Below are 24,531 nucleotides of genomic sequence, written 5' to 3' on the forward strand. Positions count from 1 at the left end.
CTGAGATCTCGCTCACCGGCAGCGCGGCTTGGGGAACACGCCCCAGAAAACGACAGTTCCCCCGCCGCAGGCGGGGGAACAATCACAAGCTTGTGCTCAAAGGCTAGTGCGCAGCAACACGCTTAGGCGTGCTTGGCCTCCACGCGCTTGATGGCCTCAGCAGCCACCTTCTCCTGGATGCCCATGTCCAGCTCAGAGGTGAAGCCCACGCAGGAGCAGTTAATCTCACCAAGGACGTAGGTGTCCTCACCATTCTCACCATCAGCCAGCATGAAGTCCGCAGTCCAGATCAGCGGGATGTTGTCGCCACCGAGCTTCTCAGCGATGACCGGGCGGACGTCAGCGAACATGTCGACCAGCTCCTGCCACTCCTCCGGCTTCTGGTAGGTGTACTTGGCACCGGAGAACAGGGTGGCGGAGAAGGCGTCGCCGCCCTCGGCCGGCTTCTTGTGCACCACGAAGACCGGATCTGGGCCCACGAGAAGAATGCGGATCTCGCCTTCGACGATGCGCGGCATGAAGCGCATGTCCACGAGCATGCCGTTGTCACCCACGATGTACTGGTCGCAGAAGTCCATGAACTCGCCGAGCTCGCGCTCCTCAGTGTGGTTGTCCACAGCCTCGGTGCACTTGATCTTGGTGTCGAGCGGCAGTGCGGTGCCCGGCTCGACGGACTCGGCCAGCTTCTCGTCGGCAAGGCGCACGCGCCAGATGCCGGAGCCGGTGGAGCCACGGTTCTGCTTGAGCACGCGCTCACCGTAGGACAGCGAGGTCGGGAAGGTCTTGTGGAAGGACTCGACGTCGTAGTAGGCGGCGGTGTCAGCCGGAACCAGGTCCGTGTCATTGAGCTTGACCAAGGCATCCTTAGCGCCGTAGGCCATCATCTCGTACGGGGTGGACATGCCGACCAGTCCGGCCTCGGACACCTTGGTGAGCAGATCGAAGTAGCCCTTCTCACCGCCCGGGATGTTGCCCGGGTTCACGCGGGAGATGTAGGCATCGAAGTTCTCCGATACATACTCGAAGAGCTTCTCGGACCACTCAGGGCGGTAGAACACGACCTCGGCGTGCCAACCTGCATCCTTGATGCAGTCGACGATCGGCATGGTGTCCTTACGGTGTCCGTTGATCTGCTTATCGGATCCGCCCTCAACCTCGAAGACGACGATTGCTTTGTGCACAGTGATTCCCTTCCACTAGGGGGTTAGTGAGTGTCACTTCTTAAAATAACCCAGGTTGGACCCTCGCGCTCACCTAGAAAAGCACCCCCGAAAAGGCATAAAAAGCAAGCGTACCGCACTTTTTGGCCGCTGACCTGCACGCTTGTTATAACCAGTGAACGTGCAGCAGCGCTAACTGCAGAAGAAATGTATCCAACACCACAAATACGCCTCCCCCGTGACCACATGTCCGCCCAGCACGCTAGAGTTGAACCGAACGTTCCCCCTCAACGAGAAAGGCAGGTGGACCGTGGCCGAATTCGACCCGAATCCCCCTTTCCAGGAATACGCGCACCCTGAGCGCCTCGTGTCCGCACCGTGGCTGTCCGCGCGACTGGGCATCAACGGCCTCCACGTCATCGAGGTTGATGAGGACTCACTCCTCTACGACATCGGCCACATCCCCACCGCGATCCGCATCAACGTCCAAACTGAGCTGCTCGACAGCACAGCGAGGGACATTATCAGCGCAGAGGATTTCACCGCACTCCTCCGCTCCAAGGGTATTGAGCGCGACGACACCGTCGTCCTCTACGGCGACAAGTCCAACTGGTGGGCTGCTTTCGCGCTGTGGGTCTTCGAGCTCTACGGCCACGAGGACGTGCGGCTTCTCGACGGTGGACGGGACGCCTGGATGTCCGAAGAACGCGACACCTCCTTCATGGTCCCCGAGCCTTCTGCTTCCTCCTACCCGGAGGTTTCCCGCGAGGAATCCTCGCGCATTTTCGTCGACGAGCTGCGTGACTCCTCCGCCACGGTGGTTGACACCCGCAGCCCAGAGGAGTTCTGTGGCGAGGCCGCCCACAAGGCTGGAGCCGGCGAGTCCGCCTACGGCACCACAATGACCCACGGCCACATTCCCGGCGCCATCAACCTCGAGTGGGACCGCGCGATTTACCCGAACGGCTGCTTCCGCGCGCTCAGCGAGCTGAAGGTCAACTACGGCGAGCTCGAACCGGCAACGGAAACCGTCCTCTACTCCCACGTCGGAGCCCAAGCCGCGCACACATGGTTCGTCCTCAAGTACCTGCTCGGATTCGAGGCACCCCGTGTCTACGACGGCTCGTGGGCAGAATGGGGCAACATGGTTCGCATGCCCGTTGAGCGCTAGCAACACGCCGATATAAGCCCGCATCCGCGCTGGTGCGGGTTTATTTTTTGACACGAAACCAAGATGTGAAGGTATCCTCATGTTTTGGTGTGCAAGAATAGTACGCAGTCCTATCACAAATCATGGAGGAGGGTTCCTGCCGTGGCAGTTGAAACCAAGAACATCACCAAGGTCCTCGTGGCCAACCGCGGTGAGATTGCGGTCCGTGTTATCCGCGCGGCTCGCGACGCCAACATTGCATCCGTAGCGGTCTACGCCGAGCCCGATGCCGATGCCCCATTCGTCACGCTTGCCGACGAAGCCTTTGCACTCGGCGGCCAGACTTCCGCGGAGTCATACCTCGACTTCGGCAAGATTCTCGACGCCGCCTCCAAATCCGGCGCCGACGCCATCCACCCCGGCTACGGCTTCCTCTCCGAGAACGCCGAGTTTGCTCAGGCCGTCATCGACGCCGGCCTGATCTGGATCGGCCCGTCCCCGGAATCCATCGCGGAGCTGGGTGACAAGGTCACCGCCCGCCACATCGCCGAGCGCGCTGATGCTCCTATGGCACCGGGCACCAAGGATCCCGTCGCCAGCGCAGAAGAAGTCGAAGCCTTCGCCGATGAGCACGGCCTCCCCGTTGCTATCAAGGCCGCCTTCGGCGGCGGTGGCCGCGGCATGAAGGTCGCGCACACCCGCGAGGAGATCAAGGACCTCTTCGAATCCGCCACCCGCGAGGCCGTTACCGCTTTCGGCCGCGGAGAGTGCTTCGTCGAGCGCTACCTGGATAAGGCCCGCCACGTCGAGGCCCAGGTCCTCGCCGACCAGCACGGCAACGTCGTCGTCATGGGCACCCGTGACTGCTCCCTGCAGCGCCGCTTCCAGAAGCTCGTCGAGGAGGCTCCTGCCCCCTTCCTTACCGATGAGCAGCGTGCTTCCATCCATGAATCCGCCAAGCGCATCTGCCGCGAGGCCGGCTACTACGGCGCCGGTACCGTGGAGTACCTCGTAGGTGCGGACGGACTCATCTCCTTCCTCGAGGTCAACACCCGCCTCCAGGTGGAGCACCCCGTTACTGAGGAGACCACCGGCTTCGACCTGGTGCGCGAGCAGTTCCGCATTGCTGAGGGGCGTGAGCTCTCCATCTCCGAGGATCCCGCCCCGCGCGGCCACGCGATCGAGTTCCGCATCAACGGCGAGGACGCCGCCGCGGGCTTCATGCCGGCTCCTGGAACCGTCGTCACCTACTCCGAGCCTTCCGGTCCGGGTGTGCGCATGGATTCCGGCGTGCGCGAAGGTTCCGTTATTGGCGGCCAGTTCGACTCCATGCTGGCCAAGCTCATCGTCTGGGGACCGGATCGTGCCACCGCCATCGCGCGCGCACGCCGCGCCCTGGCTGAGTACCGCATCGAGGGCCTGCCCACCGTTATCCCCTTCCACCAGGCCATCCTCACCGATCCCGCCTTCACCGCCGAGGACGGCAACTTCACGGTCTACACCAAGTGGATCGAGGAAGAGTGGGTCAACGAGCTTCCCGCATACACCGACCCCGCCGAAGCACCCGAGGACGAAGAGCAGGAGGCGGCCCAGAAGTTCGTCGTCGAGGTGGGCGGCCGCCGTATCGAGGTGGCCCTGCCGGGCAACCTGCTCTTGGGCGGTGGTAGCAAGCGCAAGAAGTCGAAGAAGCGTCGTGGCAAGGGGGCGTCGGCAAGCGTGTCCGGTGACACCGTGACCGCGCCGATGCAGGGCAGCGTCATCAAGGTCGCTGTCGAGGAAGGCCAGGAAGTGGAAGAGGGCGAGGTCGTCGTCGTCCTCGAGGCCATGAAGATGGAAAACCCCGTCAAGGCCCACAAGTCCGGCACCGTGACCGACCTCAAGGTATCCACCGGCACGCAGATCAACAAGGGCGAGCCGATTCTGGAGATCAAGTAGTTCGCTAACGCTTCCCTGCCGACAGAGAGCAGTACAAAACTGCTAGAAACCTTGCCTCGATTAGCACAGTTAATTACTCTATGACGTGATACCCCGGTGGAGCTCTGCTCTGGGTCACTGACCTGCTGAGTACTACTTACCGGGGTGCTGACTTGTCGCTCCGGGGGGATGCAGCAGTGGCGCATCAGGATAGCCAGTGGATTACGCAATGGCTCTCAACACCGCGCTGGGAGCCATTTCTTCATGCTGCTCATCAAGACGGCGAAGCCGCATTAGCACTATATGAATGGAACATCAGCGTCGCGATGGCATTTCTCCACGACGCCTCACACGCCGAAGTTCTGCTCAGAAACTCTTATAACACTGTTTTGGAACGGTGGTGGCTGGGGGACCAGCATTGGCTTATAGATCCCAAGTCACCAGTGAATGCACCTCTCCACCGAATGCGCGACGGAGTACAAATAGATTCGAACGATAAGAACCGGCAATCAATAGCGGAAGCTCTGCGACGCAATCATACGAAGCATGTCAGTCCAGGAGCTTTAGTCGCCGAGCTCCCCTTTGGATTCTGGCGCCACTTAACAGACGCAGCTCATGAGCAATTGTTGTGGATTCCTGCGCTGCACAAGGCATTTGAGCCGCACACACGCCGCAAGGAAGTCGAACAACATCTAGCGCGAATCAATCGCGTCAGAAACCGCGCGGCCCACAATGAGCCATTCATAAGCTCACGACGTCGCAGGGAGGCTATTCACGCCTTCCGCTCGATCTTGAAAGTCGAGGAGTTACTGAACCCGCGAGTTACACGCCACACCACCGCCACGAGTACTCTTCTCTGGACCATAGAGAATCCACCAACGCCCCTCGAGCCACTCTGTGAGTAGCTAAATTCAGAGATCAAGTAGCCTCGAAAGGCATGAGCGTTAACGATTCCGAGTTCGGCGTACGGTTGGCCAAGGAGCACGACCGTACCTACCTCTCCCGTCTCCTTTTCCTCGCCGATGTCCTCGGTGACGAGGACGCCCATATCGGGGATTTCCACACACCTGACGTGGGAATGTACGTCGATGAATGGTCCCCGCACGTCGACGGCGGCGTCATCGCAGTCTCCAGCCACCGCGTTCCCGTCGGTGGTGCGTGGCTGCGCTACTACACCACCGAAGCGAAGGGCGCAGCCTACACCGGCAACCCCGAGGCCGATCCTTTCGATGAGTCCCAATGGGCCACCGACCTCGACCCGGAGGATATCCCCGAGCTCTTCATTGCTGTGGAGTCCCGCTACAGGGGCCTCGGCGCTGGGCGACGTCTCCTGCGCAACGCCTGCGACCTCGCCGAGGCGCAGCAAGCCCCGGCGATTTCGCTGTGGATTGAGCCGGAGAACACCGGCGCCCGCAAGCTGTATGAATCCGAGGGCTTTGTCGACATCGACGTCCCGGGCCGCCCGGATGCCCACGTGATGCTCAAGCGCTTCTAGTACCGCAAGCCGACAAAGGGTGTCGACTATACTCGACACCTTCGTCGGCGCGCCGACGGCAGCGCCAAGAGCGACGTTGCTCACCCGCCTATAACCTAGGTCGGGTCACAACGACCGTTTCCGTAGAACGCTGCACGTATCTTCGCGAAACGGATTACCTTCTTCGCACCCCTCGCAACGCACAACGTCTGCATGCCTCCATCGACGTGCTGGAGACATCTGCCAAAAGGCGTCTGGTAAAAGGCATCTGCCAAAAGGCGTTTTCACGGCTAAAAACGCCTTTTACTCATTGCAGATGGCGTTTTTGGACCCAAAGATGCCTTCTGCCAGATGCCTTTTAAGAGGGACGCCCTCCTGACTTAGGCCAATGCAGTGCGGAAAAATCCCACCCCACCGCAGAAACCACCGGTGAGCAGCGCCAAGAATGACGCTGCTCACCCATCCACGACCTAAGTCGACTTTTAGTTGATAACGGCGATGAGGTCGCCGCCCTCCACCTTGGTGGCGGCGCCAATGGCGACTCGCTCGATGGTGCCATCCTTGGTGGCGGAGATGGAGGCTTCCATCTTCATGGCCTCGATGACGGCGATCTGGTCGCCGGCCTTGACCTCGTCGCCAGGCTTGGCGGTCGGGTTCACCACGCCGGCAAACGGTGCGGCCACGTGGCCTTCGTTAGACGGGTCAGCCTTCTCCACGGTGGCGACGGTAGACTCGACGTTGTTGTCGCGCACCTTGAGCGGGCGGATCTGGCCGTTGACGTTGAGCACGACGTTGCGGATGCCTTTCTCGTCCGGCTCGCCCATCGCGTCAAGACGCAAGGTAATGGGCTTGAGATCTGCACGGTCGTTGGAGCCCTCCGGGAAGTGGTGAACAATGTAGTCCTTACCTTCTTCCAGACCGTAGAAGAAGACGGTGTCCGTCAGCGCCTCGGTGTTGCCGTAGGTGCGGCGGAACTCGTTGAACTCTTCGAACTGCTTCGGGAAGAGCAGGCGGTTGAGGGAAGCACGGCGCTCGGTGGAATCATCCGAAGTCAGGTGTGCCTTCTCCTCTTCAGGGACGGGCTTGACGGTGACGTCGCCAGGCGCGCGGCCCTCCAGGACCTTGTCGCGCAGCGGCGGCCAGCCACCCGGAGGCGTACCGAGCTCACCGCGCAGGAAGGCGATGACGGAATCCGGGATGTCGTACTTGGTGGGGTTGGCCTCGAAGTCAGCTGGGTCCACGCCAGCACCCACGAGGTGCAGGGCGAGGTCACCAACCACCTTGGAGGACGGGGTCACCTTGGTCGGGCGGCCGAGCATCTCATTCACCGCAGCGTAGGTGTCCTCGATGATTTCGAAGCGGTCCTCCAAGCCCAGCGCGGTAGCCTGTGCGCGCAGGTTGGACAGCTGTCCACCCGGAATCTCGTGGCGGTACACGCGGCCGGTCGGGCCAGGAATTCCCTTCTCGAACGGATGGTAGAGCTGACGCACTGCCTCCCAGTAGGGCTCCAAGTCGGAGACTGCCTTGAGGGAGATACCGGTGTCACGCGAAGAGTTCGAGAACGCCGCGATGATGGCGGACAGCGAAGGCTGAGAGGTGGTTCCCGCCAGCGGTGCGGAGGCGCCGTCGACGATGTCGGCACCAGAAAGCGCTGCCGCGTAGTAGGTAGCCAACTGGCCACCGGCGGTGTCGTGCGTGTGCACGTGAACCGGCAGGTCGAATTCCTTGCGCAGAGCCATAACCAGCTTGGATGCGGACTCCGGACGCAGCAGGCCCGCCATGTCCTTGATAGCCAGGACGTGGGCACCGGTGTTGACGATCTCTTCGGCCAGCTTGAGGTAGTAATCCAGCGTGTAGAGCTTCTCATCCGGGGAGCACATGTCACCGGAGTAGGCCATGGCAACCTCGGCCACGGTGGTGTTGGTCTCCAGGACGGCGTCGATAGCCGGGCGCATCTGGGTGACGTCGTTCAGCGCATCAAAGATGCGGAAGACATCCACGCCGGACTTGGCAGCCTCCTGCACGAAGCCGGTGCACACATCGTTGGAGTACGGCGAATAACCCACGGTATTGCGGCCGCGCAGCAGCATCTGGATGTTCTGGTTTGGCATAGCCTCGCGCAGCAAGTCCAGGCGGACCCACGGGTCCTCCTTGAGGAAGCGCATGGCCACGTCGTAGGTGGCGCCACCCCATGCCTCCACGGAGTAGAGTTCCGGGGTCATGCGGGCCACGGCTTCCGCCGCGGTGACCAGAGCAGTGCCGCGTACGCGGGTGGCCAGCAGGGACTGGTGAGCATCGCGGAAGGTGGTATCGGTGACGGCCAAGGCGTCCTGCTTGCGGATCTTCTCCGCCCACTTCTTCGGGCCCAGCTCCAGCAGATCATCGCGGGAACCGCGCGGCAGCTCAGAGTTAAAGTCCAGATCCGGCAGCTTATCGAAGGGACGCAGGATGGTCGGGCGCTCGCCGTTCGGCTTGTTAACGGTCACGTCCGCGATGTAGTCGATGATGCGACCAGACTCGTCCACGGCCGGCGGGGCCTTGAGCAGGTCTGGGTGCTCCGGAATGAAGCTGGTGTCCACGCGGGTGTTGACGAAGTCCGGCTCGCGCAGCAGTGCGCGCAGGAAGCCGATGTTGGTGGCCACGCCGGCCACGGTGAACTCGTTGAGCGCACGCTGGGCGCGGGATACCGCCTGCTCGAAGGTGGCACCACGGCAGGTCATCTTCACCAGCAGGGAGTCGAAGTTCGGGGAAATCTCCGCGCCGACGGCCGTTGCACCGTCGAGACGCACGCCCGCACCACCCGGCGAACGGTACTGGGTCAGCGTACCGGTATCCGGACGGAAACCGTTGGAAGGATCCTCAGTAGTGATACGGCACTGCAGGGCCGCGCCGTTGATGTGGATGTCTTCCTGCTTGAGACCCAGCTCGTCTAGGGAAAAGCCCGCGGCAATCTGCATCTGGGACTTCACGATGTCCACGCCCGTGACCTCTTCAGTTACGGTGTGCTCCACCTGCACGCGCGGGTTCATCTCGATGAAGACGTGATTGCCCTTTTCATCGACGAGGAACTCAACGGTACCGGCGCCTTCGTAGTTGATGTGCTCACAGAACTTCACGGCGTCCGCACAGATGCGGTCACGCAGCTCCGGGTCCAGCGTCGGGGCCGGGGCAATCTCCACGACCTTCTGGTGGCGACGCTGCACGGAGCAGTCACGCTCATACAGGTGCATGACGTTGCCCTGGGAGTCAGCCAGAATCTGCACCTCAATGTGCTGCGGGCGAATCACCGCGGTCTCAAGGTAGACGTTGCCATCACCGAAAGCGGCCTCCGCCTCGCGGGAAGCCTCCGCACACTTGGTCTTCAGCTCCGCCTCGTTCTCAATGAAGCGCATACCGCGGCCGCCACCGCCGGCAACTGCCTTTACGAAGACGGGGAACTCAAAGTCCTTGGAGTATTCCGCCAGCTTGTCGACGTCCGTCGAGGGCTTCGAGTCCTTCAGAGTCGGCAGCCCCGCCTCCTCGGCCGCAGCCACAGCGGCAGCCTTGTCGCCGGTCAAGTCTAGGGTCTCAGCGGTGGGGCCGATGAACTTAATGCCGTTGTCGCGGCATGCGCGGGCCAGATCCGCACGCTCAGAGAGGAAGCCATAGCCTGGGTAAATGGCATCCGCACCGGACTTCTTGGCGGCGCGAATCACCTCATTGATGTCCAGGTAAGCCTTGACCGGCTGGCCTTCGGTACCAATGCGCACTGCCTCGTTAGCGAACGCGCGGTGGAAGGAGTTGCGGTCTTCCTTGGGGTAAATGGCGACCGTCTTGGCACCAACCTCGAAGGCCGCACGGAAAGCACGCACGGCAATTTCGCCGCGGTTTGCCACCAAGACCTTGGAGAAGGATTTGTGGGCGGTATCAGACACTGGGAGTAATCCTTTCAGATAAGCACGATACAGATCTCAGAGTAGTGCCCTTCGTACTCACGTGAGGCGGAATTCGACATATAGGTCAACAGAAATCCGCAACCTGTACATAAACTGGGAAAATAGAAGCGAAAAGACCAGCGCACTGCATGAGCACGCTGGTCTAATTCTTCCTTCGCTAGATTTCCTTCGGCGGAACGGAGCGCTGCTCCTTGCCGTTGTAGGCAGACAGCGGGCGGATGAGGGAGTTGCTCTCGTTCTGCTCCACGATGTGTGCGGTCCAGCCGGTGATGCGGGCCATCACGAAGATCGGGGTGAAGAACTCAATGTCGAAGCCCAGGATGTGGTACGCAGGGCCAGCCGGGAAGTCCAGGTTTGGCTGGATCTTGATGGAGGTGTTCTCATACATGGTCTTCGCCATGATTTCGTACACCTCCACCCACTGCTCCTGGCCGTGGTCCTTGGCCAGCTCACGGAAGGCTGCCTCCATGGTCGGAACGCGGGAGTCACCGTTCTTGTACACGCGGTGACCGAAGCCCATGACAAGCTCCTTGTTCTTGAGCTTGTTGAGCGTCCACTCCTCTACCTTGGCAGGGTCACCAATCTCGAGGAAGTTTTTCATCACGGCCTCGTTGGCACCTCCATGCAGCGGGCCCTTCAGAGCGCCGATGGCGGCAGTGACGGCAGAGTAGGTGTCCGACATCGTCGAGGTCACCACGCGGCCGGCGAAGGTGGAGGCGTTGAAGGAGTGCTCAGCGTAGAGGATGAGGGACTTATCGAAGGCCTCAATATCGGAGCGCGACAGTGCCGGGGAACCTTCCTCCTCACCAAAGACCATCCACAGGAAGTTTTCCGCAAAGCCCTTCTTGCGGGAAGGCTCGATGTAGCCCTCACCGCGACGGCGGCGGATATCGAGCGCAACGATGGTCGGCAGCTTCGCCATGAGCTCCAGCGCGGTGCGGCGGATGTGCTCAGAGTCCTTGGTGTACTCCTCCGGGTCCTGGGAACCAATGAAGGAGACTGCCGTGCGCAGAACGTCCATCGGGTGGCAGGACTTTGGCATGGAGGTGATGAGGTCGATGAGGTGGCGGTCCAGGTGGCGCAGTGCCTTCTCACGAGCGGAGAAGCGCACGAGCTCACCTTGGTTCGGCAGCTCGCCGTTCCACAGCAGGTACGCCACTTCCTCGAACGAGCAGTAGCGGGCGAGCTCCTGGACCGGGTAACCGCGGTAGGTCAGGGAGTTGGTCTCCGGGACGACCTTGGAAATGGCGGTCTCATCAACGACAACGCCGTACAGGCCCTTGCGGATCTCTGGGGTCTCAGACATGGTATTTCTCCTTTGCAGTTATGGGGTATTAATCAAAAGTGGGCTTGTAAGTGTCCTTCGAGTACGTGAACACGCTCTGGTCAAAGGCGTTGTACTCGTCGTAGCGCACCAGCTCATAAAGGCGGGAGCGGTGCTGCATGCGCTCGAGCCACTCCTCGGATTGCAGTCCGGTTTCCTGCATGTCGCGCAGGAATTCTTCGGTAGCGCCCATGGCCACGCGCAGGGTGGACACCGGCCAGATGACGGCGTTGTAGCCCAAGTCTTCGATGCGCTTAGCCGACAGCAGCTCGGTCTTGCCAAACTCCGTCATGTTGGCCAGCAGTGGGGTATCCACGGCGGCGCGGAACTTCTCAAAGTCCTCAGGCGAGTACAGGGCCTCGGTGAAGATGAGGTCCGCACCAGCGTCGGCGTAGGCCTTGGCGCGCTCGATAGCGTCATCAATGCCGTGGATACCGGCGGCATCCGTGCGGGCACAGATGATGAAGTTCTCATCGCGACGCTCGTTGACGGCGGCGGTGATGCGACGGACCATGAGATCCGTCGGCACCACTTCCTTGCCATCGAGGTGGCCGCAGCGCTTCGGATTGACCTGGTCTTCTAGGTGGCAGCCGGCCAGGCCAGCGTCCTCCAGCGCGGCAACCGTGCGAGCGGCGGACATGGGTTCGCCGAAGCCAGTGTCGGCGTCGACAAGCACCGGCAAGTCCGTGGCACGAGCGATGTGCCCGGCGCGCTGCGCCACCTCGGTGAGAGTGGTCAGGCCGATATCCGGCAGGCCCAAGTCATTGGCCAACACCGCGCCGGAGACGTACACGCCGCCGAAGCCACCAAGGTCTTGGATAAGGCGCGCGGTGAGCGGGTTGAACGCTCCCGGCAGGGTGGTGATTCCCGGCGCGTTCAGCGCCTCGCGGAAATTCTTGCGCTTTTCTGCGTTGCTGATGGTGGAGCCAAACAGACCAGCCATTTAGAACAGTCCCTTCGGGGTTTCTGGTGCGGTAGCGAGTGCTTCGTCGGTGAGGCGAACGTTGAGCTCGTTGAGGTCGGTGAGATTCTCCAGGTCCTGTACCGCGGCAAGGAAGCGCTCCTGCTCTTCCTCCGAGACCTTGCCGGCGGCGAGCTTCTTGAACTTGTTGATGTATTCCTCGCGGCCGAAGGGGCGGGCGCCGAGCGGGTGGGCGTCGGCCACCGCGCGCTCATCCTCAATGACGGTACTGTCCTTGAAAGTGATGACGGCCTTGCCGCCGAATGCCTTTTCCTCCAGGTCGTTGGAGTGGTAGCGGCGGGTCCACTCCGGGTCCTCGACGGTGGAAATCTTGTGCCACAGGTCGATGGTGTCCTGGCGGTGCTTGCGCTCATCCGAGTAGGAGGTCTCATAATCCCACTCGCCGTCCTGCAGGGCCACGGCGAAGATGTACATGATGGAGTGGTCCAGGGTCTCGCGGGAGGCGTTCGGATCCATCTTCTGCGGGTCGTTGGCGCCGGTGCCGATGACGTAGTGGGTGTGGTGCGAGGTGTGCAGGACGATGGACTCGATGTCCTCCGTCTTCAGGCCCTTCTCCGCGAGGGTCTTCTTGAGAGCAAAGGCCATATCGATCGGGGCCTGCGCCTGGTATTCCGCGGAGTGCTCCTTGGTGTAGGTGTCTAGGATGGCGCGCTTTTCCTCACCCTCCGCCGGAAGGGGGACGGTGTAGGTGCGCTCCGGGGAGTGGAGCATCCAGGCGATGAAGCCGTCCTCGCCTTCCCAAATCGGGGCCGGGGCACCCTCGCCGCGCATGGAGCGATCCACTGCCTCGATGCCCATCTTGCCGGCAAAGGCCGGTGCATAAGCCTTCCAGGAGGAGATGAGGCCCTTGCGGGACTGGCGGGTAGCGGTGGTGGTGTGCAGCGCCTGGCCGATGGCCTGGTAGATGGTCTCGACGTCGAGGTTCAGCATGGTGCCGAGGCCCGCGGCGACGGAGGGGCCGAGGTGCGCCACGTGGTCGATCTTCCACTCGTGGAGGCAGATGCCCTTAACCAGGTTGACCTGGATTTCATAGCCGGTAGCCAGGCCGCGGATGAGGTCCTTGCCGGTCAGCCCCTTGTGCTGTGCCACGGCCAGAATCGGCGGGATGTTATCGCCCGGGTGGGAGTAATCGGCGGCGAGGAAAGTGTCATGGTAGTCCAGCTCGCGCACGGCAGTGCCGTTGGCTAGGGCTGCCCACTCTGCGGAATAAGCGCCGTCCACACCGAAGATGGTGGCGCCGCCTTCCTGCACCGGGTGAGCCTGCGCAATGACGCGGGCGGAGGTAACCGGGCGGCGGGTGGCGGAAGCGACGGCCACGGAGGCGTTATCGATGATGCGGTTGATGATCATCTCGGTGGTCTCGGCCGGAACCTCGACGGGATCGGCGGCTACCTTGGCGATCTTGTAGGCGAGGTGCTCTTCGATGGGGAAGTTCTCGGCTGACTTGTGGGTACGTACTTCGTGGTTAATCAAAGGGGTTCTCCTCCTAGACAAGAACAACGATTGCGATAGGCATCACACTAACCCCAGTCCGTGCGCCCTGCCACATGTGTAAACTGTGACTATCTGTTGCAGGGATTTGCGTTACTTGCAAAACTTGTGGAATCCCCAGGCAGGAAGGCTTTTTAGGAGGAAACAGACGGTGACCAAGCACTACGCGGGGGCGAGAATCCACGCATTACGCAAGGAACGCCACCTCACGCAAGCCGCCATGGCGAAGCAGCTGGGGCTATCCACCAGCTATCTCAATCAGTTGGAAAATGACCAGCGCCCGCTCACCGTCACCGTCCTCATGCAGCTGACCCAACGCTTCGGCGTTGATGCCACCTACTTCGCTGGGGACCGTGACCTGCGTGCGCTCGCCGAGCTGCGCCAACTCTTCCCCGAAGCATCTGAGGCAACTCTTACCGATCTCAGCGGGCGCTTCCCCGAACTTCTGCCCCGGCTTGTCGACGCCGCCGCGCACACCCCCGCCGAACCCGGCCCTTTCGAAGCGGTCCGCGACTTCTTTTACGACGCGCACAACTACGTCCACAGTCTCGACATCGCTGCCGAGGAGCTTTCCGATTCGCTCGGGGACCGAGTTCTGCGCCGCGGGCGCTTGGCTTCCGTCCTGCAAGATGAGTTCGGCGTTACGACGCGATTTTCCTCCTCGTCCCCGCGCCGACGCACCTTCCACAACCGGGAGCTGCACCTGCGCGCGGGCCTTACGGAATCCCAGCTGGTTTTTGAGATGGCCCTTCAGTACTGCCTGCTGGCCTACCCGGAGCACTGCGCGGAACTCGTCGCAGAATTGCCGGGCGAGGAAGCGCAGACCATTGGCACTCTGGGCCTCGCGCAGTATTTTGCCGCCGCCGTGACCATGCCTTATACCCAGTTCCTCGCCACCGCAGAGGAAACGCGCTATGACATCGACGTCATCGCGACGGCCTTTGGCACTGGTTTCGAAACCACCGCGCAGCGCTTGGCGACGTTACAGCGACCCGGCCACCAAGGTGTTCCCTTCTCCTTCATCCGCACCGACCGCGCGGGCAATATCTCCAAGCGCCAGTCCTCCACCGCTTTCCACTTCGCCCGCAGCGGCGGCTCCTGCCCATTGTGGGTGGTGCACCGCGCGTTTGAAACGCCCAACCGCATCACGCGCCAGGTGGCCTCGATGCCCGATGACCACACCTACTTATGGATCGCGCGCTTCGTCCAAGGACAGGCCCAGGCCTGGGGCACGCCGCGCAAGGAATTCGTCGTGGGCCTAGGCTGCGATATCGCACAAGCGGATCGCGTGGTCTACGCGGACGCGCTCAACCTCTCCCCTTCCGAGGCGACCCCCATCGGCCCCGGCTGCGCCGCCTGCCCGCGCCCGGCGTGCCCGCAGCGCGCCTTCCCGCAGGCGGGCCGGCCCGTCAGCCTCGACCTCAATGCCACGCCGGTGACGGCATACGCCACCTCGTAGTTCTCTCATTTTCGCCTAGGCTTTCGAATCTCTTGCGGCGATGTCCGGTGGGCTTGCCACTATAGGACGTGTTCGGCACCACGCCGAGTTCTCTTCACTCACCTATGCAGGAGGTTCTCTCTCATGTCCAACCCTTATGCAGCTCCCCAGTTCTCTCCGGAACCAACCTCAGGGCAGGCAGCACCGAAGAAAAAGAAGAAAGGCGGCTGCCTCAAGTGGGGCGCGGGGGCAATCGCGGTATTGGTGCTCGGCAGCGTCGCCCTCAATGCGGGTTCTGACGGCGATGACCCGACCAACACCGCCGCACCGGAGCCAAGCACAAGCATCACGGCCGTCGATATCAACAATGCCGCAGCTGACGTGGAATCCACTGCAAGCGATACTGGCAACGATGACAACGCCGTACCCACAGAGCACAAGAATGCTCTGCGCGCGGCGAAGCGCTATGTGGACTTTTCTGCCTTCTCTGAGGCTAAGCTCTATGACCAGCTCACGAGCGAATACGGCTCGCAATTCTCCCCGGAGGCGGCGCAGTACGCCATGGATCAGCTCGATGTGGATTGGAATGCCGAGGCTCTCGAGTCCGCCGAACACTACGTGGATTTCGCCGCCTTTTCCAAGGCCAAGCTCTATGACCAGCTGACCTCCGAGTACGGAGAGAAGTTCACACCGGAACAGGCACAGTACGCCGTGGACACGGCAAATGCTGATTGGATGGCCGAAGCCGTCGAGGCAGCGGAAAACTACCAGGAGATGATGCCGATGTCCGGCCCGGCGCTGCTCGATCAGCTCACCAGCGAGTACGGCGAGAGATTCACCATGGAAGAAGCCCAGCATGCCGTGAGCACACTGGGCTTATAAATCCGAGCCGAAGCTAAACCAGAGCCAGGTCTGATTTACTCGCGGTCTTTATTCAAGGTCGTCGTGGGCGACAAGGCGGCGGGCCGCCTCCGTGATGGTGCCCGACAGGGACGGGTAGACCGCGAAGGAATCCGCCAGCTGGTTCACCGTGAGCTGGTTGGTCACCGCCACGGCGATGGGCAGGATAAGCTCGGAGGCGGTCGGCGCGACGATAACGCCGCCGATGACACGGCCGGAGGTAGCGCGGCAGAAGAGCTTGACGAAGCCATGCTGCAGGGAGCGCATCTTGGCGCGCGGGTTGGTGTTCAGCGGCATCATGACGGTGCGGGCAGCGACCTCACCGGCCTCAATCTCTGCCTGGGTGAAGCCCACGGCAGCGATCTCTGGGCGGGTAAACACGGCGGTTGCCACGGTCTTCAAGCGCAGCGGGGACACACCCTCACCCAGGGAGTGGTACATGGCGATGCGGCCCTGCATTGCCGCAACGGAAGCCAGCGGGAACAGATCGGAGCAATCACCGGCGGCATAGATGCCGGCGACGTTGGTGCGAGAGACGCGGTCAACCTCAATGTGGCCGGACGGCGTGGTGGCCACACCAACGTGCTCCAAGCCGAGGTTTTTGGTGTTCGGAATGGAACCAATCGACATGATGACGTGGGAACCGTGGATCTCGCGGCCATCCTGAGTCTTGACCACGACGTTGCCGTCTTCTGTGCGGGAGACCGTCTCCACGCGGCAGTTCTTCTCCAGCTCCACGCCGCGCTCAGCCAGGACGGTCTCGAGGACGTCGGCAGCGTCAGCGTCATCGTGCGGCAGAATGCGGTCGCGGGACGCCACCATGGTCACGCGCACTCCCATCTCCGCGAAAGCAGAAACGAACTCCGCACCGGTCACACCGGAACCCACCACGATGAGGTGCTCCGGCTCCTCCTTGAGGTCATAGACCTGCTGCCAGGTCAGGATGCGCTCGCCGTCCGGCTGCGCGCCCGGCAAGATGCGCGGGGTGGCACCGGTGGCAACGAGGACCAGGTCCGCGTCGAGGGTTTCGGTGGTGCCATCTTTGTGGGTGACATCGATCTTATGCGCTGCCCCCTTCACACCGTGCTGGTCCTCGGAGAAGGCAGCGCGCCCATCGATGACCTTGACGCCGATCTTCTCTAGGCCCGCGCGCACGTCGCGGGACTGGTTAGCAGCCAGCGCCTGCACACGGCCGTTGAGGGCCTCCAGGCTCAGCTGCAGCGAGCCGAGCTGGTGGTTCAGGCCCATATCATCCGCGCGGCGGAAGTCGGTGCGAATGTTGGCGCCAGCGATGAAAGACTTCGAGGGCACGCAGTCCAAGAGAACGGAGGAGCCACCCGGGCCCTGTTCCTCAACCAACGTAATGTGCGCGCCGTACTTGGCGCCGGCGGTCGCAGCCTCGTAGCCTGCGGGGCCACCGCCGATAATTACGATGCGGGGGGCTTCCTGTGACACTGTCGCTCCTTTTTAAAATTCTGCCTATAAGAACTCTGGGAAATCCTTGTCACAGTGTAGTGCTTAGGCGCTTAATCCTCCACGTTGGCGAACTGTTCTGCTACGGAACCAAAGAGTTTGACACCCACGCCGATGGCCCGCTCATCAGGCGCCAAATCCCCCATGTGGAGATCATGCTGCTCTCCTTCACCAGACCAGCAGCCCAAACGGGCCATGGAGCCGGGAACCTTCTCTAGGTACCACGAGAAGTCTTCGCCGCCCGAGGATTGTGGGGCCTGAACCACGGCTTGCGGGTCGATGGCCTGGGCAGCGCTGGCGAGGAGGGCGGTGGAGACGTCGTCGTTAAGCACGGGCGGAACCCCACGGTGATAGACCAACTCATGTTCCACGCCCAAGGGCGCTAGCACCTGTTCCACCAACTCAGCGAAGAGCTGCTGCATGTCGCGCCAAATGCCAATGTCCGCCGTGCGCATCGTGCCGGACACAGAGCCGGTCTCGGGAATCGCGTTCGGGGCATAACCCGAATTCACCTGGCCAAACACCAAAACGGTGCCGGTGCGCGGATCGACGCGGCGCGAGAGCAAGCCCGGCAGATCCGTCAGCAGCTTGCCCAGGGCATAGACGACGTCTGCCGACAAGTGCGGGCGTGACGTGTGCCCGCCCGGGCCAGAGACGTTAATTTCCACAACATCGGTGGCCGAGGTGATCGCGCCGGCGCGGACGCCGATGCGCCCGACGCGCAGCTTCGGTTCAACGTGGACGGCGAAGATGGAGTTCACACCTTCGAGCGCGCCCCACTCGATAACGTCGGTGGCACCGCCCACCCACACCTCTTCAGCGGGCTGGAAGATAACACGAACACCGAAATCCAGCGGATGCTCGCGGTTGAGGTCCGCCAAGGCGCAGGCCGTAGCAAGTGCGATGGTGGTGTGCATGTCGTGCCCACACGCATGCATGACGCCGGGCACCTCGGAGGTGTATTCGAGGCCGGTGACCTCGGTGACAGGAAGCGCGTCGATGTCGGCGCGGAAGGCCAGGCGCCCGAGTTCCGTATCGGGACCAATGTCCACCATGAGGCCGGTTTCGGGGAAAAGCTGCGGCTCCAAGCCGTACTCGCGCAGGGTGCGGGACAAGAAGCGGGTGGTTTCCACCTCGTTATTGGAGGTCTCCGGGTGGCGGTGGATATGGCGACGCCACGCGATGACCTCCGCGCGGTGGTTGCTGAACCACTCACTGACGTAGTCCGAGATCACTGCTTCCTCCTCCGTGGTTTCCTATTGGGAAGAGTCTACAACTAGACCATGCGGTTCAGTTAGTCGGGCAGGTCACGCGCTAGATATACTGAGCGGTCTGCCCCGACCGATGGTTTCGCTACAGGTCGATATTGCGGGGACCATAGAGGCGATCGCCGGCATCGCCGAGGCCCGGGACGATGTAGGCATCCTCGTTGAGGGAGGGATCGATCGCTGCCGTGACCAAGCGGACTGGCAGCCCCGAGTTAGCCAGCGCATCGACGCCAGGCTGCGCGGAGACCATGCAGATTGCCGTGATGTCGGTAGCGCCGCGATCTGCCAGGAGCTTCAGGGAGTGCAGGAGGGAACCACCCGTGGCCAGCATTGGATCAACCACGAAGACACTCCGACCGCTGAGATCCTCCGGCAGAGCTTCCAGGTAAGGCACCGGCTCGTGAGTTTCTTCATCGCGCGCCATGCCGATGAAGCCAACTTGGGCATCAGGGATCATCGACAGCGCCGGGTCAATCATGCCCAGCCCAGCACGGATGATGGGCACGATAATTGGCGGGTCCTGCAGGCGGGTACCGTCGGCCGTGGCGACGGGTGTGACGCACTCAAAGTGCTCAACGGGCAGGTCGCGCGCCGCCTCATAAACAAGCATGGTGCCCAGATCTCGCAAGGCAGCGCGGAAGGCGGCGTTGTCGCTGCGGGCATCGCGCATGAGGGTCAGCCGGGAGGTGGCGAGGGGGTGGTCTACTACGTGGATATCCATGCCCTTCACTGTATAAGAATCGGCCGGGAACCGATCAGCGGGCGGCACAGTCTAATAAGCCATGACTAGCTTCGATACTTTCACCATTGATACTGAACACACTCGCCGCTTAGCCCACGAACTTGCCACTGTCTCTCAGGCCTCTCCCGCTCCTTCTCCCGAGCTACCGATAGAGCCGGTCGTGGACGGCTTTAGCAGTGCGTTCAACGCCGCCATGGAGAATCTCACAGCACGCCTTGCCCAGGTCAGGGCCGATGCCGGAGCGGTGGCAGAGTCCAGCTTCCGCATGGCGCGGGAAGCCGAGGAGACCGATAGTGGCCTCGCGAGCGCGTGTGGAGGTCTGTGATGTTGGAATCAGCGATAGCTCAGATTGCGCGGATGCAGCCGGCGCAGCTTCCCGACGTCTCCCTGCCCACTGTGCCCGATCTCACTGCCGCGGGACCCCTCGCGGAGATAGCGCACGGTGATCCGCGAACGCTGTTGGACACCGCCCGCCAAGCCACTGAGGATCTTTCCACGGCCCGCTCCGCTCTGGATTCCGCGCGCGGGCTGATTTCAGCGGCCATCAGGGAACTCATCGGACTGGGCTTCGAGCTACTCCAGCGCGGTTTACCTATAGCTCTGGGGTTGCTCATTCCGAACCCGGCGGCACAGGCCGCGGCACGCTCAGCTTTGCAGGCTCTCGCTATGGAGTACGTCGGCAAGGCACTTCAGCGCTTGAAGCACTTAGCCGGCGAACTTCTGCAGGCGGCGGCTCCCCTCGTTCCCATCGGCCAGCGTGCGGTCCAGCCTTCGGTGCGTGGCCCCCAAGAAGAAAACACGGCGCGCCACGCGCTCGTCGCTCCGGCGGCGGAGAACGGGGCAACCACGCAGGGACAGGCCGCAGCACAAGCAGCGCTATCCCAGGTGGGGACTCCTTATGGCTGGGGCGGAACCGGCAACGGTAGTTTCGATTGCTCAGGACTCACCCAATGGGCCTGGCGCCAGGCCGGCGTGGAGCTACCGCGCACCGCTGAAAGCCAGACCGTGGGCCGACAGGTCAGCGCGGAGGAGCTGCAACCCGGTGACCTCATCGTGTGGGATGGGCACGTGGCGATGTACTCCGGCGACGGGCAGATGGTGGAGGCCGGAAGCCCCGTGCAAACCAATCCATTGCGCACCAACAACATGGGGATGGCTTTCAAAGGCTTCTGGAGGCCCACAGGGTAGACTGTTTCCCCATGAACACCCGCGCTATTGTCCCTATCCAACTCTCCCTTTCCGAGGGCGATTTTTATACCCTATGGGCGCCAAAGTGGCGCCAGAACGGCTCCGAGTGGCAGGCATTTCTCGGTGATGACGAGTCTGTCCTGCTCTTTAAAACGGAAGCCGAAATGCTGTGCTTCCTCGAGTCGGGGACGAAGCATGACTTGCTCGATCACCCCAAGTGGGAAGTGTTCAACTCCCAAGCGGCAGACCGCGTGGTTCCTGAAAAGAAGCACGTGTACGACCTCGTCGGCATGCCGAAGTACCTCGCTGGCCGCCCGAGCCACGAGAACGTCTCCACGGTCGCGCGTTGCTTGGAGATTGCGCACTCGCTGGCAGAGGTCAGCGGCGCCGAGCACACCGTCATCTTCTTCGCTTCGCACTCCATCCTGCGCAACCCTGCCCGCGGTGCAGATCACTACGCCGGCGACCAGGGCATGAGCGAGTGGTCCGGCGTGGGCCGCGTTATCCACAGCAACTGGCGCGCAGTGATCGAAGACCTCGACAAGGTGGTCAAGGTCGTTCCTTCTTCTGATTTCACCCAGGATGCAACCACGAGCGCCGCCACCCGCATTTCCTCCGCCACCGAAGCGGCGGAGGAAGCACGCAAAAAGGCCGAAGAAGAGCGCAAGGCCGCCGCACAATCGGCAGATCCTTATGACAGCTCCCCGTGGGCAGCCGCAGGCATCGACCCGGTAAAGATCACCGCCGACCAAAGGACTGTCTACACCCTGCGCACCTACCTCGACGGCAAGCCAGTGTTCCTGGGCAAGTGGGGCGAGATCTTCACCTTCCCCAGCTCCAAGGTGCTCGTGCGCTGGATCATGGAAAATGACGACCACGACTTGGCCAAGGTCTCCACCTGGGAGGAGGTCGTTGCCGCAGCGAACGCCGGTGAGCTGGAGGTCACGGTTCACCCGGATAACCAGTACAACTTCAACGGCATCGTGCGTGACATTGAGAAGGGCCCGGAGGCGGTCGATACGGATCAGATGGGTCGCTGCTACGAAGTCTGCGCCGATGCTGCCGACTGGTCCGGGGATGACTCCATCAACTCCTACATGCTGCAGAACCCGCGATTCCAGGACTACCTGGGCTACATGCTCGGCTCCACCGAGCACGCAGGCTACGTTCCCTCCAAGCCCTACACCGAGCACGCGGAGTCCTGGAAGGGCCTGGAGGAGATGCTGACGAAGCGCTTCTCCCGCTTTTAGTTTCTAGTCGGAGGACTCAGTCTCTTCTTCCGCTTCTTCTGTCTCGGAAGCGTCCTCCGCGAATTCCGGATCCGCCAGCTCCTCGTACGCGGGCAGAATCTTCTGCTCGATGAGGCGCTGGCGGTCCTCTTCGCTGGCAAAAGAGTTCTCAATCGCCTTGATGGTGAGGTCGAAGAACTCCTCCAGCCCGTAGCCAAAGGTCTCGCTCAGGGCCAAGAAGACGTCGCTGAGCTTCTCCCCCGCCACCGTGCAGGTAAAGCCGAGCTGCTGCAGCAGCGGCAGAGGGTGATCAGCCAACTCCTCTGCGGGCAGCTCCTCCAGCGGCGCGAAGGTCAGCGCGATGCGGCGATCCCGCACCCACGCAGAGGCCCTGCCTGGGCGAACGCCGTCGAGATCCGCGCTGAAGTCATCGACAAGATCAGTGGCATGAACAAGGCGCGTCGCACCCGCCTGCACTGCAGCCACGGCATCCTCATAAGAATCGACATCGCGCTCCCACGGGATGAAGTCCGCGCGGAGCTTCTCAGCCGCAGACAGCTCGGTCAGCGCCACGCCCACCGCGGCCTCGCTGGCATCGCCCTCGACGATAAGCCGAGCATCGATTCCAGGAACATCCAACCCTTCCTGCGCGGCGGCGAGGGCCTCGGCCGCGTCGAAGGGGAAGGCGCCGGGGCTCAGCCGGAGCTCGGCGTAGACCACGTGGTCGTCGGCAAGCGCTTGTACAACAGCGTGCGTGGCCGCGCGGAGCTCGTCCGGGGTCGAAGCATCCGTGGGCAGCGGCGCGAAGAGCGTCACCTTGGGCAGGCCGGCGAAAATCTCGGCGCCGGAGTCTTTGTTTTCGGGACTAATCAGAGGTGCGTCATGCATGAGGTTCATCCTAGGACGGGGTCTAGGATTAAGCACGCTATGAAACATGTCCCCGCGATCCTGACTGCCCTCGCCTTAGCCGCGACGCCACCGGCGTTTGCAGAGGAGGAAGAGTCAACGTCGCCCACGCGCACCACCGCGCCGGATACCGACTCTTGCCCGCACTCCCTCGTTCCCGAGGAGCCAACCACCACCTCCGAGCGACTCTCCCCCGGCCAAGTCGCGCCCACTCCCCTGCCCGCTGTTGAGGGCGCTGCCTGCGGCGTGACCGCTCCGCGCGGTTTTCGGGTCAATAAGGACGTGGTGGCGTCGGCGTGGATGGTCAGTGACCTGGACACCGGCGAAATCATCGCCATGAAGGATCCCAATGGGCGCTACCGCCCGGCCTCCATCATCAAAGCACTGTTAGCGCTCGTGGTCATCGAGGAGCTTCCCCTCGACCAGCGCATCACCGCCACGCTTGACGACGCCTCCATCGAGGGCTCCGCTGTCGGCCTCGGCCCCGATGGGGTCTACACCGTGGAGCAGCTTTTGCAGGGTTTGCTCATGGCTTCCGGCAACGACGCCGCGCACGCTCTCGCGCAGGCTGTTGGCGGGGACGATGAAGCATTGGCAAAGGTCAATGCGAAGGCACAGGAGATTGGCACGCGCTCGACGGTAGCGGCGAGCTACTCGGGGCTGGACGCGGCAGGCATGTCGACGTCCGCGGCGGATATCTCGCTGATTTACCGCACGGCTTTTGCCAACGACACCTTCGCGCGCATCGTCGACACCGAGCACGTGGAGTTTCCCGGCTGGGGTGACATGCCCGGCTATGAGCTGTGGAACGACAATGGGCTGTTCCTCAACGACCCGGATGGCATCGGCGGCAAGACGGGCTATACCGAGGACGCACACCATACCTTCGTCGGCGCTATCGACCGCGATGGGCGCCGCCTCCAGGCGGTTCTCCTCGATACGACCGTCGAGCATGGGTTCCGCGCCTGGGAGCAGGCGCAGATGCTTCTCGACGAAGCCTCCGACGTCCGCGCCGGCGATGGCGTCGGGCACCTAGATGACTTCGCAGCCGGAAAGGAAGAGCCCGCGGAGTCTGCGGTTACGAGCCCGGCTCCCACCACCCCGGCTGCGCCCGCCACCGCGGAGGTGGCTGCGGAGTCTTCGTCCTTCGAAGGCTCGCAGGGCTGGATTGGCTGGATGGTGGCGGGGCTCGTCGCGCTCCTCGTCGTAGTGGTTGCTACTTTTTCACTACTTCGGCGTTAGCCATGATGTCGTGCTGGCCGCGTAGATTGTTCTTGGCCCCAATCGTGGTCACCACGTAGAGGGCACCAAAAAAGGCGATCAGCGGCCCAATGAGCGGCACGAGGGAGGCCACGCGCCACCAGTTGCGCCTGATGCTCTGCTGCCAGGTGAGCTTCTCGTGGGTCGTCACATCGCGCACGGTATACCCGGCAATCATCTTCGCAGGTGTTGCCCCGGCGAGGACCTCGAAACAGATGTAGTAAGCCACCGTGAAGATGCTGGAGATGCTGACGATCCACACCGAATTATCATCCGGGTTGGTAAAGCCAAAGCCGACGATGAAGGACACCACGAGGGCCGCGAGAAAGTAGTCAATGACGGCCATGAGCACGCGGTTGCCGGGAGAGGCGCGCCGCGCATCATCGCGGGGCGGAGTTGGCGTTGGGGCGTGCGCGCTCTCACCCCACCGGCCGGTAGTCGCGTAATCCTCCAGCTGCGCCCACGTGAGCTGGGCGCCGGACTCGACCTTTTGGTCATAGCTGGCGCGGGAGGAAGGCTCGCATAGAATGCGGGAGGCAACGGCAAGCTCCTCGCGCTCTGGGGCTTCGGGGAGGTAGCCGAGGCCTTCGAGGTGAGCGTCGGCAGCCGCCAACTGCACGCCCAGTTCTCGTGAGGTCGCGCGTGAATCGAGGCTGAAGTGCTCGTACAGGTTCGGGGCAAAAGACGCTGGTAGCAT

General features: G+C 62.4%; 19 protein-coding genes. 9 read left to right on the forward strand and 10 right to left on the reverse strand.

What is annotated here, in order from left to right:
- Positions 1-122: 122 nt before the first annotated feature.
- Positions 123-1,181: a Cj0069 family protein gene (locus HMPREF2635_RS05550; protein ID WP_046648351.1), complete on the reverse strand. Its 1,059-nt coding sequence runs from the start codon at positions 1,179-1,181 to the stop codon at positions 123-125.
- A gap of 289 nt (positions 1,182-1,470) precedes the next feature.
- Here HMPREF2635_RS05550 and HMPREF2635_RS05555 point away from each other — a divergent pair, with 289 nt between their 5' ends.
- The 3 genes from HMPREF2635_RS05555 to HMPREF2635_RS05565 all read left to right on the forward strand — a co-directional run bounded on the left by HMPREF2635_RS05555 (position 1,471) and on the right by HMPREF2635_RS05565 (position 5,719).
- Entirely contained in the window at positions 1,471-2,331 is an 861-nt protein-coding gene (locus HMPREF2635_RS05555) for a sulfurtransferase (RefSeq protein ID WP_046648352.1), read from the forward strand.
- A 141-nt stretch (positions 2,332-2,472) separates the two neighbouring features.
- On the forward strand, positions 2,473-4,245 hold the full coding sequence (locus HMPREF2635_RS05560) for an ATP-binding protein (RefSeq protein ID WP_070821390.1): 1,773 nt from the start codon (positions 2,473-2,475) through the stop codon (positions 4,243-4,245).
- A 916-nt stretch (positions 4,246-5,161) separates the two neighbouring features.
- Positions 5,162-5,719, forward strand: coding sequence for a GNAT family N-acetyltransferase (locus tag HMPREF2635_RS05565; protein WP_046648354.1), 558 nt, complete (start codon positions 5,162-5,164; stop codon positions 5,717-5,719).
- A 461-nt stretch (positions 5,720-6,180) separates the two neighbouring features.
- Here HMPREF2635_RS05565 and HMPREF2635_RS05570 read toward each other — a convergent pair whose 3' ends face one another.
- The 4 genes from HMPREF2635_RS05570 to prpD all read right to left on the reverse strand — a co-directional run bounded on the left by HMPREF2635_RS05570 (position 6,181) and on the right by prpD (position 13,412).
- Positions 6,181-9,612 (reverse strand): pyruvate carboxylase, encoded by a 3,432-nt coding sequence (locus HMPREF2635_RS05570; RefSeq protein WP_070821391.1) that lies wholly within the window; start codon positions 9,610-9,612, stop codon positions 6,181-6,183.
- 178 nt (positions 9,613-9,790) lie between these two features.
- A complete protein-coding gene (locus tag HMPREF2635_RS05575; RefSeq protein ID WP_070821392.1) occupies positions 9,791-10,939 on the reverse strand; it encodes a bifunctional 2-methylcitrate synthase/citrate synthase in 1,149 nt (382 codons plus the stop codon).
- A gap of 28 nt (positions 10,940-10,967) precedes the next feature.
- A complete protein-coding gene (gene prpB / locus HMPREF2635_RS05580) occupies positions 10,968-11,900 on the reverse strand; it encodes a methylisocitrate lyase (protein ID WP_070821393.1) in 933 nt (310 codons plus the stop codon).
- Positions 11,901-13,412: a 2-methylcitrate dehydratase PrpD gene (gene prpD, locus HMPREF2635_RS05585; RefSeq protein WP_070821394.1), complete on the reverse strand. Its 1,512-nt coding sequence runs from the start codon at positions 13,410-13,412 to the stop codon at positions 11,901-11,903.
- A gap of 169 nt (positions 13,413-13,581) precedes the next feature.
- Here prpD and HMPREF2635_RS05590 point away from each other — a divergent pair, with 169 nt between their 5' ends.
- Together HMPREF2635_RS05590 and HMPREF2635_RS05595 are read left to right on the forward strand one after the other, a co-directional pair.
- Positions 13,582-14,889: a short-chain fatty acyl-CoA regulator family protein gene (locus tag HMPREF2635_RS05590; RefSeq protein WP_070511454.1), complete on the forward strand. Its 1,308-nt coding sequence runs from the start codon at positions 13,582-13,584 to the stop codon at positions 14,887-14,889.
- A gap of 123 nt (positions 14,890-15,012) precedes the next feature.
- A complete protein-coding gene (locus HMPREF2635_RS05595) occupies positions 15,013-15,750 on the forward strand; it encodes an Ltp family lipoprotein (RefSeq protein ID WP_070511452.1) in 738 nt (245 codons plus the stop codon).
- A 48-nt stretch (positions 15,751-15,798) separates the two neighbouring features.
- Here HMPREF2635_RS05595 and HMPREF2635_RS05600 read toward each other — a convergent pair whose 3' ends face one another.
- The 3 genes from HMPREF2635_RS05600 to upp all read right to left on the reverse strand — a co-directional run bounded on the left by HMPREF2635_RS05600 (position 15,799) and on the right by upp (position 19,230).
- Positions 15,799-17,223, reverse strand: a complete 1,425-nt coding sequence (locus HMPREF2635_RS05600) for an NAD(P)H-quinone dehydrogenase (RefSeq protein ID WP_046648361.1) — start codon at positions 17,221-17,223, stop codon at positions 15,799-15,801.
- Between the two features lie 71 nt (positions 17,224-17,294).
- The gene (locus HMPREF2635_RS05605) at positions 17,295-18,476 is read right to left on the reverse strand and encodes a M20 family metallopeptidase (RefSeq protein WP_046648362.1); all 1,182 of its coding nucleotides are present in this window, start codon (positions 18,474-18,476) and stop codon (positions 17,295-17,297) included.
- Positions 18,477-18,594: 118 nt separating this feature from the next.
- Entirely contained in the window at positions 18,595-19,230 is a 636-nt protein-coding gene (gene upp / locus HMPREF2635_RS05610) for a uracil phosphoribosyltransferase (RefSeq protein WP_046648363.1), read from the reverse strand.
- Between the two features lie 61 nt (positions 19,231-19,291).
- Between upp and HMPREF2635_RS05615 the strand changes: the two genes are divergently transcribed.
- Genes HMPREF2635_RS05615 through HMPREF2635_RS05625 form a run of 3 tightly spaced genes read left to right on the forward strand, consistent with a single transcriptional unit; the run spans position 19,292 to position 21,689 of the window.
- Positions 19,292-19,576: a hypothetical protein gene (locus tag HMPREF2635_RS05615; RefSeq protein ID WP_070821395.1), complete on the forward strand. Its 285-nt coding sequence runs from the start codon at positions 19,292-19,294 to the stop codon at positions 19,574-19,576.
- Positions 19,576-20,439 carry a C40 family peptidase gene (locus HMPREF2635_RS05620; RefSeq protein WP_070821396.1) on the forward strand — a complete coding sequence of 288 codons (864 nt, stop codon included), beginning with the start codon at positions 19,576-19,578 and terminating at the stop codon, positions 20,437-20,439. The genes HMPREF2635_RS05615 and HMPREF2635_RS05620 overlap by 1 nt, the downstream gene beginning before the upstream one ends.
- A gap of 11 nt (positions 20,440-20,450) precedes the next feature.
- Complete coding sequence (locus HMPREF2635_RS05625; RefSeq protein WP_049157259.1) at positions 20,451-21,689, forward strand: hypothetical protein; 1,239 nt, start codon at positions 20,451-20,453, stop codon at positions 21,687-21,689.
- 3 nt (positions 21,690-21,692) lie between these two features.
- Here the strand turns inward: HMPREF2635_RS05625 and HMPREF2635_RS05630 are convergent, their stop codons facing one another.
- Positions 21,693-22,556 (reverse strand): amidohydrolase family protein, encoded by an 864-nt coding sequence (locus HMPREF2635_RS05630; RefSeq protein ID WP_198531387.1) that lies wholly within the window; start codon positions 22,554-22,556, stop codon positions 21,693-21,695.
- Positions 22,557-22,595: 39 nt separating this feature from the next.
- Here HMPREF2635_RS05630 and HMPREF2635_RS05635 point away from each other — a divergent pair, with 39 nt between their 5' ends.
- The gene (locus tag HMPREF2635_RS05635; protein ID WP_070511446.1) at positions 22,596-23,816 is read left to right on the forward strand and encodes a D-alanyl-D-alanine carboxypeptidase family protein; all 1,221 of its coding nucleotides are present in this window, start codon (positions 22,596-22,598) and stop codon (positions 23,814-23,816) included.
- On the opposite strand, the gene HMPREF2635_RS05640 is transcribed toward HMPREF2635_RS05635, so the two are convergent.
- Positions 23,791-24,531, reverse strand: a complete 741-nt coding sequence (locus tag HMPREF2635_RS05640; protein WP_070511444.1) for an RDD family protein — start codon at positions 24,529-24,531, stop codon at positions 23,791-23,793. The two genes, HMPREF2635_RS05635 and HMPREF2635_RS05640, sit on opposite strands and share 26 nt — an antisense overlap.

Origin of the sequence: Corynebacterium sp. HMSC035E02 (genome assembly GCF_001836065.1) — a bacterium.
In the GTDB taxonomy this organism is placed as follows: domain Bacteria; phylum Actinomycetota; class Actinomycetes; order Mycobacteriales; family Mycobacteriaceae; genus Corynebacterium; species Corynebacterium hiratae.

Excerpts from the sequence above, each read along its gene's own strand:
- HMPREF2635_RS05615 (WP_070821395.1), top strand. The coding sequence starts at position 19,292 with ATGACTAGCTTCGATACTTTCACCATTGATACTGAACACACTCGCCGC.
- HMPREF2635_RS05565 (WP_046648354.1), top strand. The coding sequence starts at position 5,162 with ATGAGCGTTAACGATTCCGAGTTCGGCGTACGGTTGGCCAAGGAGCAC.
- HMPREF2635_RS05640 (WP_070511444.1), bottom strand. The coding sequence starts at position 24,531 with ATGCTACCAGCGTCTTTTGCCCCGAACCTGTACGAGCACTTCAGCCTC.
- prpB (WP_070821393.1), bottom strand. The coding sequence starts at position 11,900 with ATGGCTGGTCTGTTTGGCTCCACCATCAGCAACGCAGAAAAGCGCAAG.
- upp (WP_046648363.1), bottom strand. The coding sequence starts at position 19,230 with ATGGATATCCACGTAGTAGACCACCCCCTCGCCACCTCCCGGCTGACC.
- HMPREF2635_RS05630 (WP_198531387.1), bottom strand. The coding sequence starts at position 22,556 with ATGCATGACGCACCTCTGATTAGTCCCGAAAACAAAGACTCCGGCGCC.
- HMPREF2635_RS05575 (WP_070821392.1), bottom strand. The coding sequence starts at position 10,939 with ATGTCTGAGACCCCAGAGATCCGCAAGGGCCTGTACGGCGTTGTCGTT.
- HMPREF2635_RS05625 (WP_049157259.1), top strand. The coding sequence starts at position 20,451 with ATGAACACCCGCGCTATTGTCCCTATCCAACTCTCCCTTTCCGAGGGC.
- HMPREF2635_RS05635 (WP_070511446.1), top strand. The coding sequence starts at position 22,596 with ATGAAACATGTCCCCGCGATCCTGACTGCCCTCGCCTTAGCCGCGACG.
- HMPREF2635_RS05595 (WP_070511452.1), top strand. The coding sequence starts at position 15,013 with ATGTCCAACCCTTATGCAGCTCCCCAGTTCTCTCCGGAACCAACCTCA.
- HMPREF2635_RS05620 (WP_070821396.1), top strand. The coding sequence starts at position 19,576 with ATGTTGGAATCAGCGATAGCTCAGATTGCGCGGATGCAGCCGGCGCAG.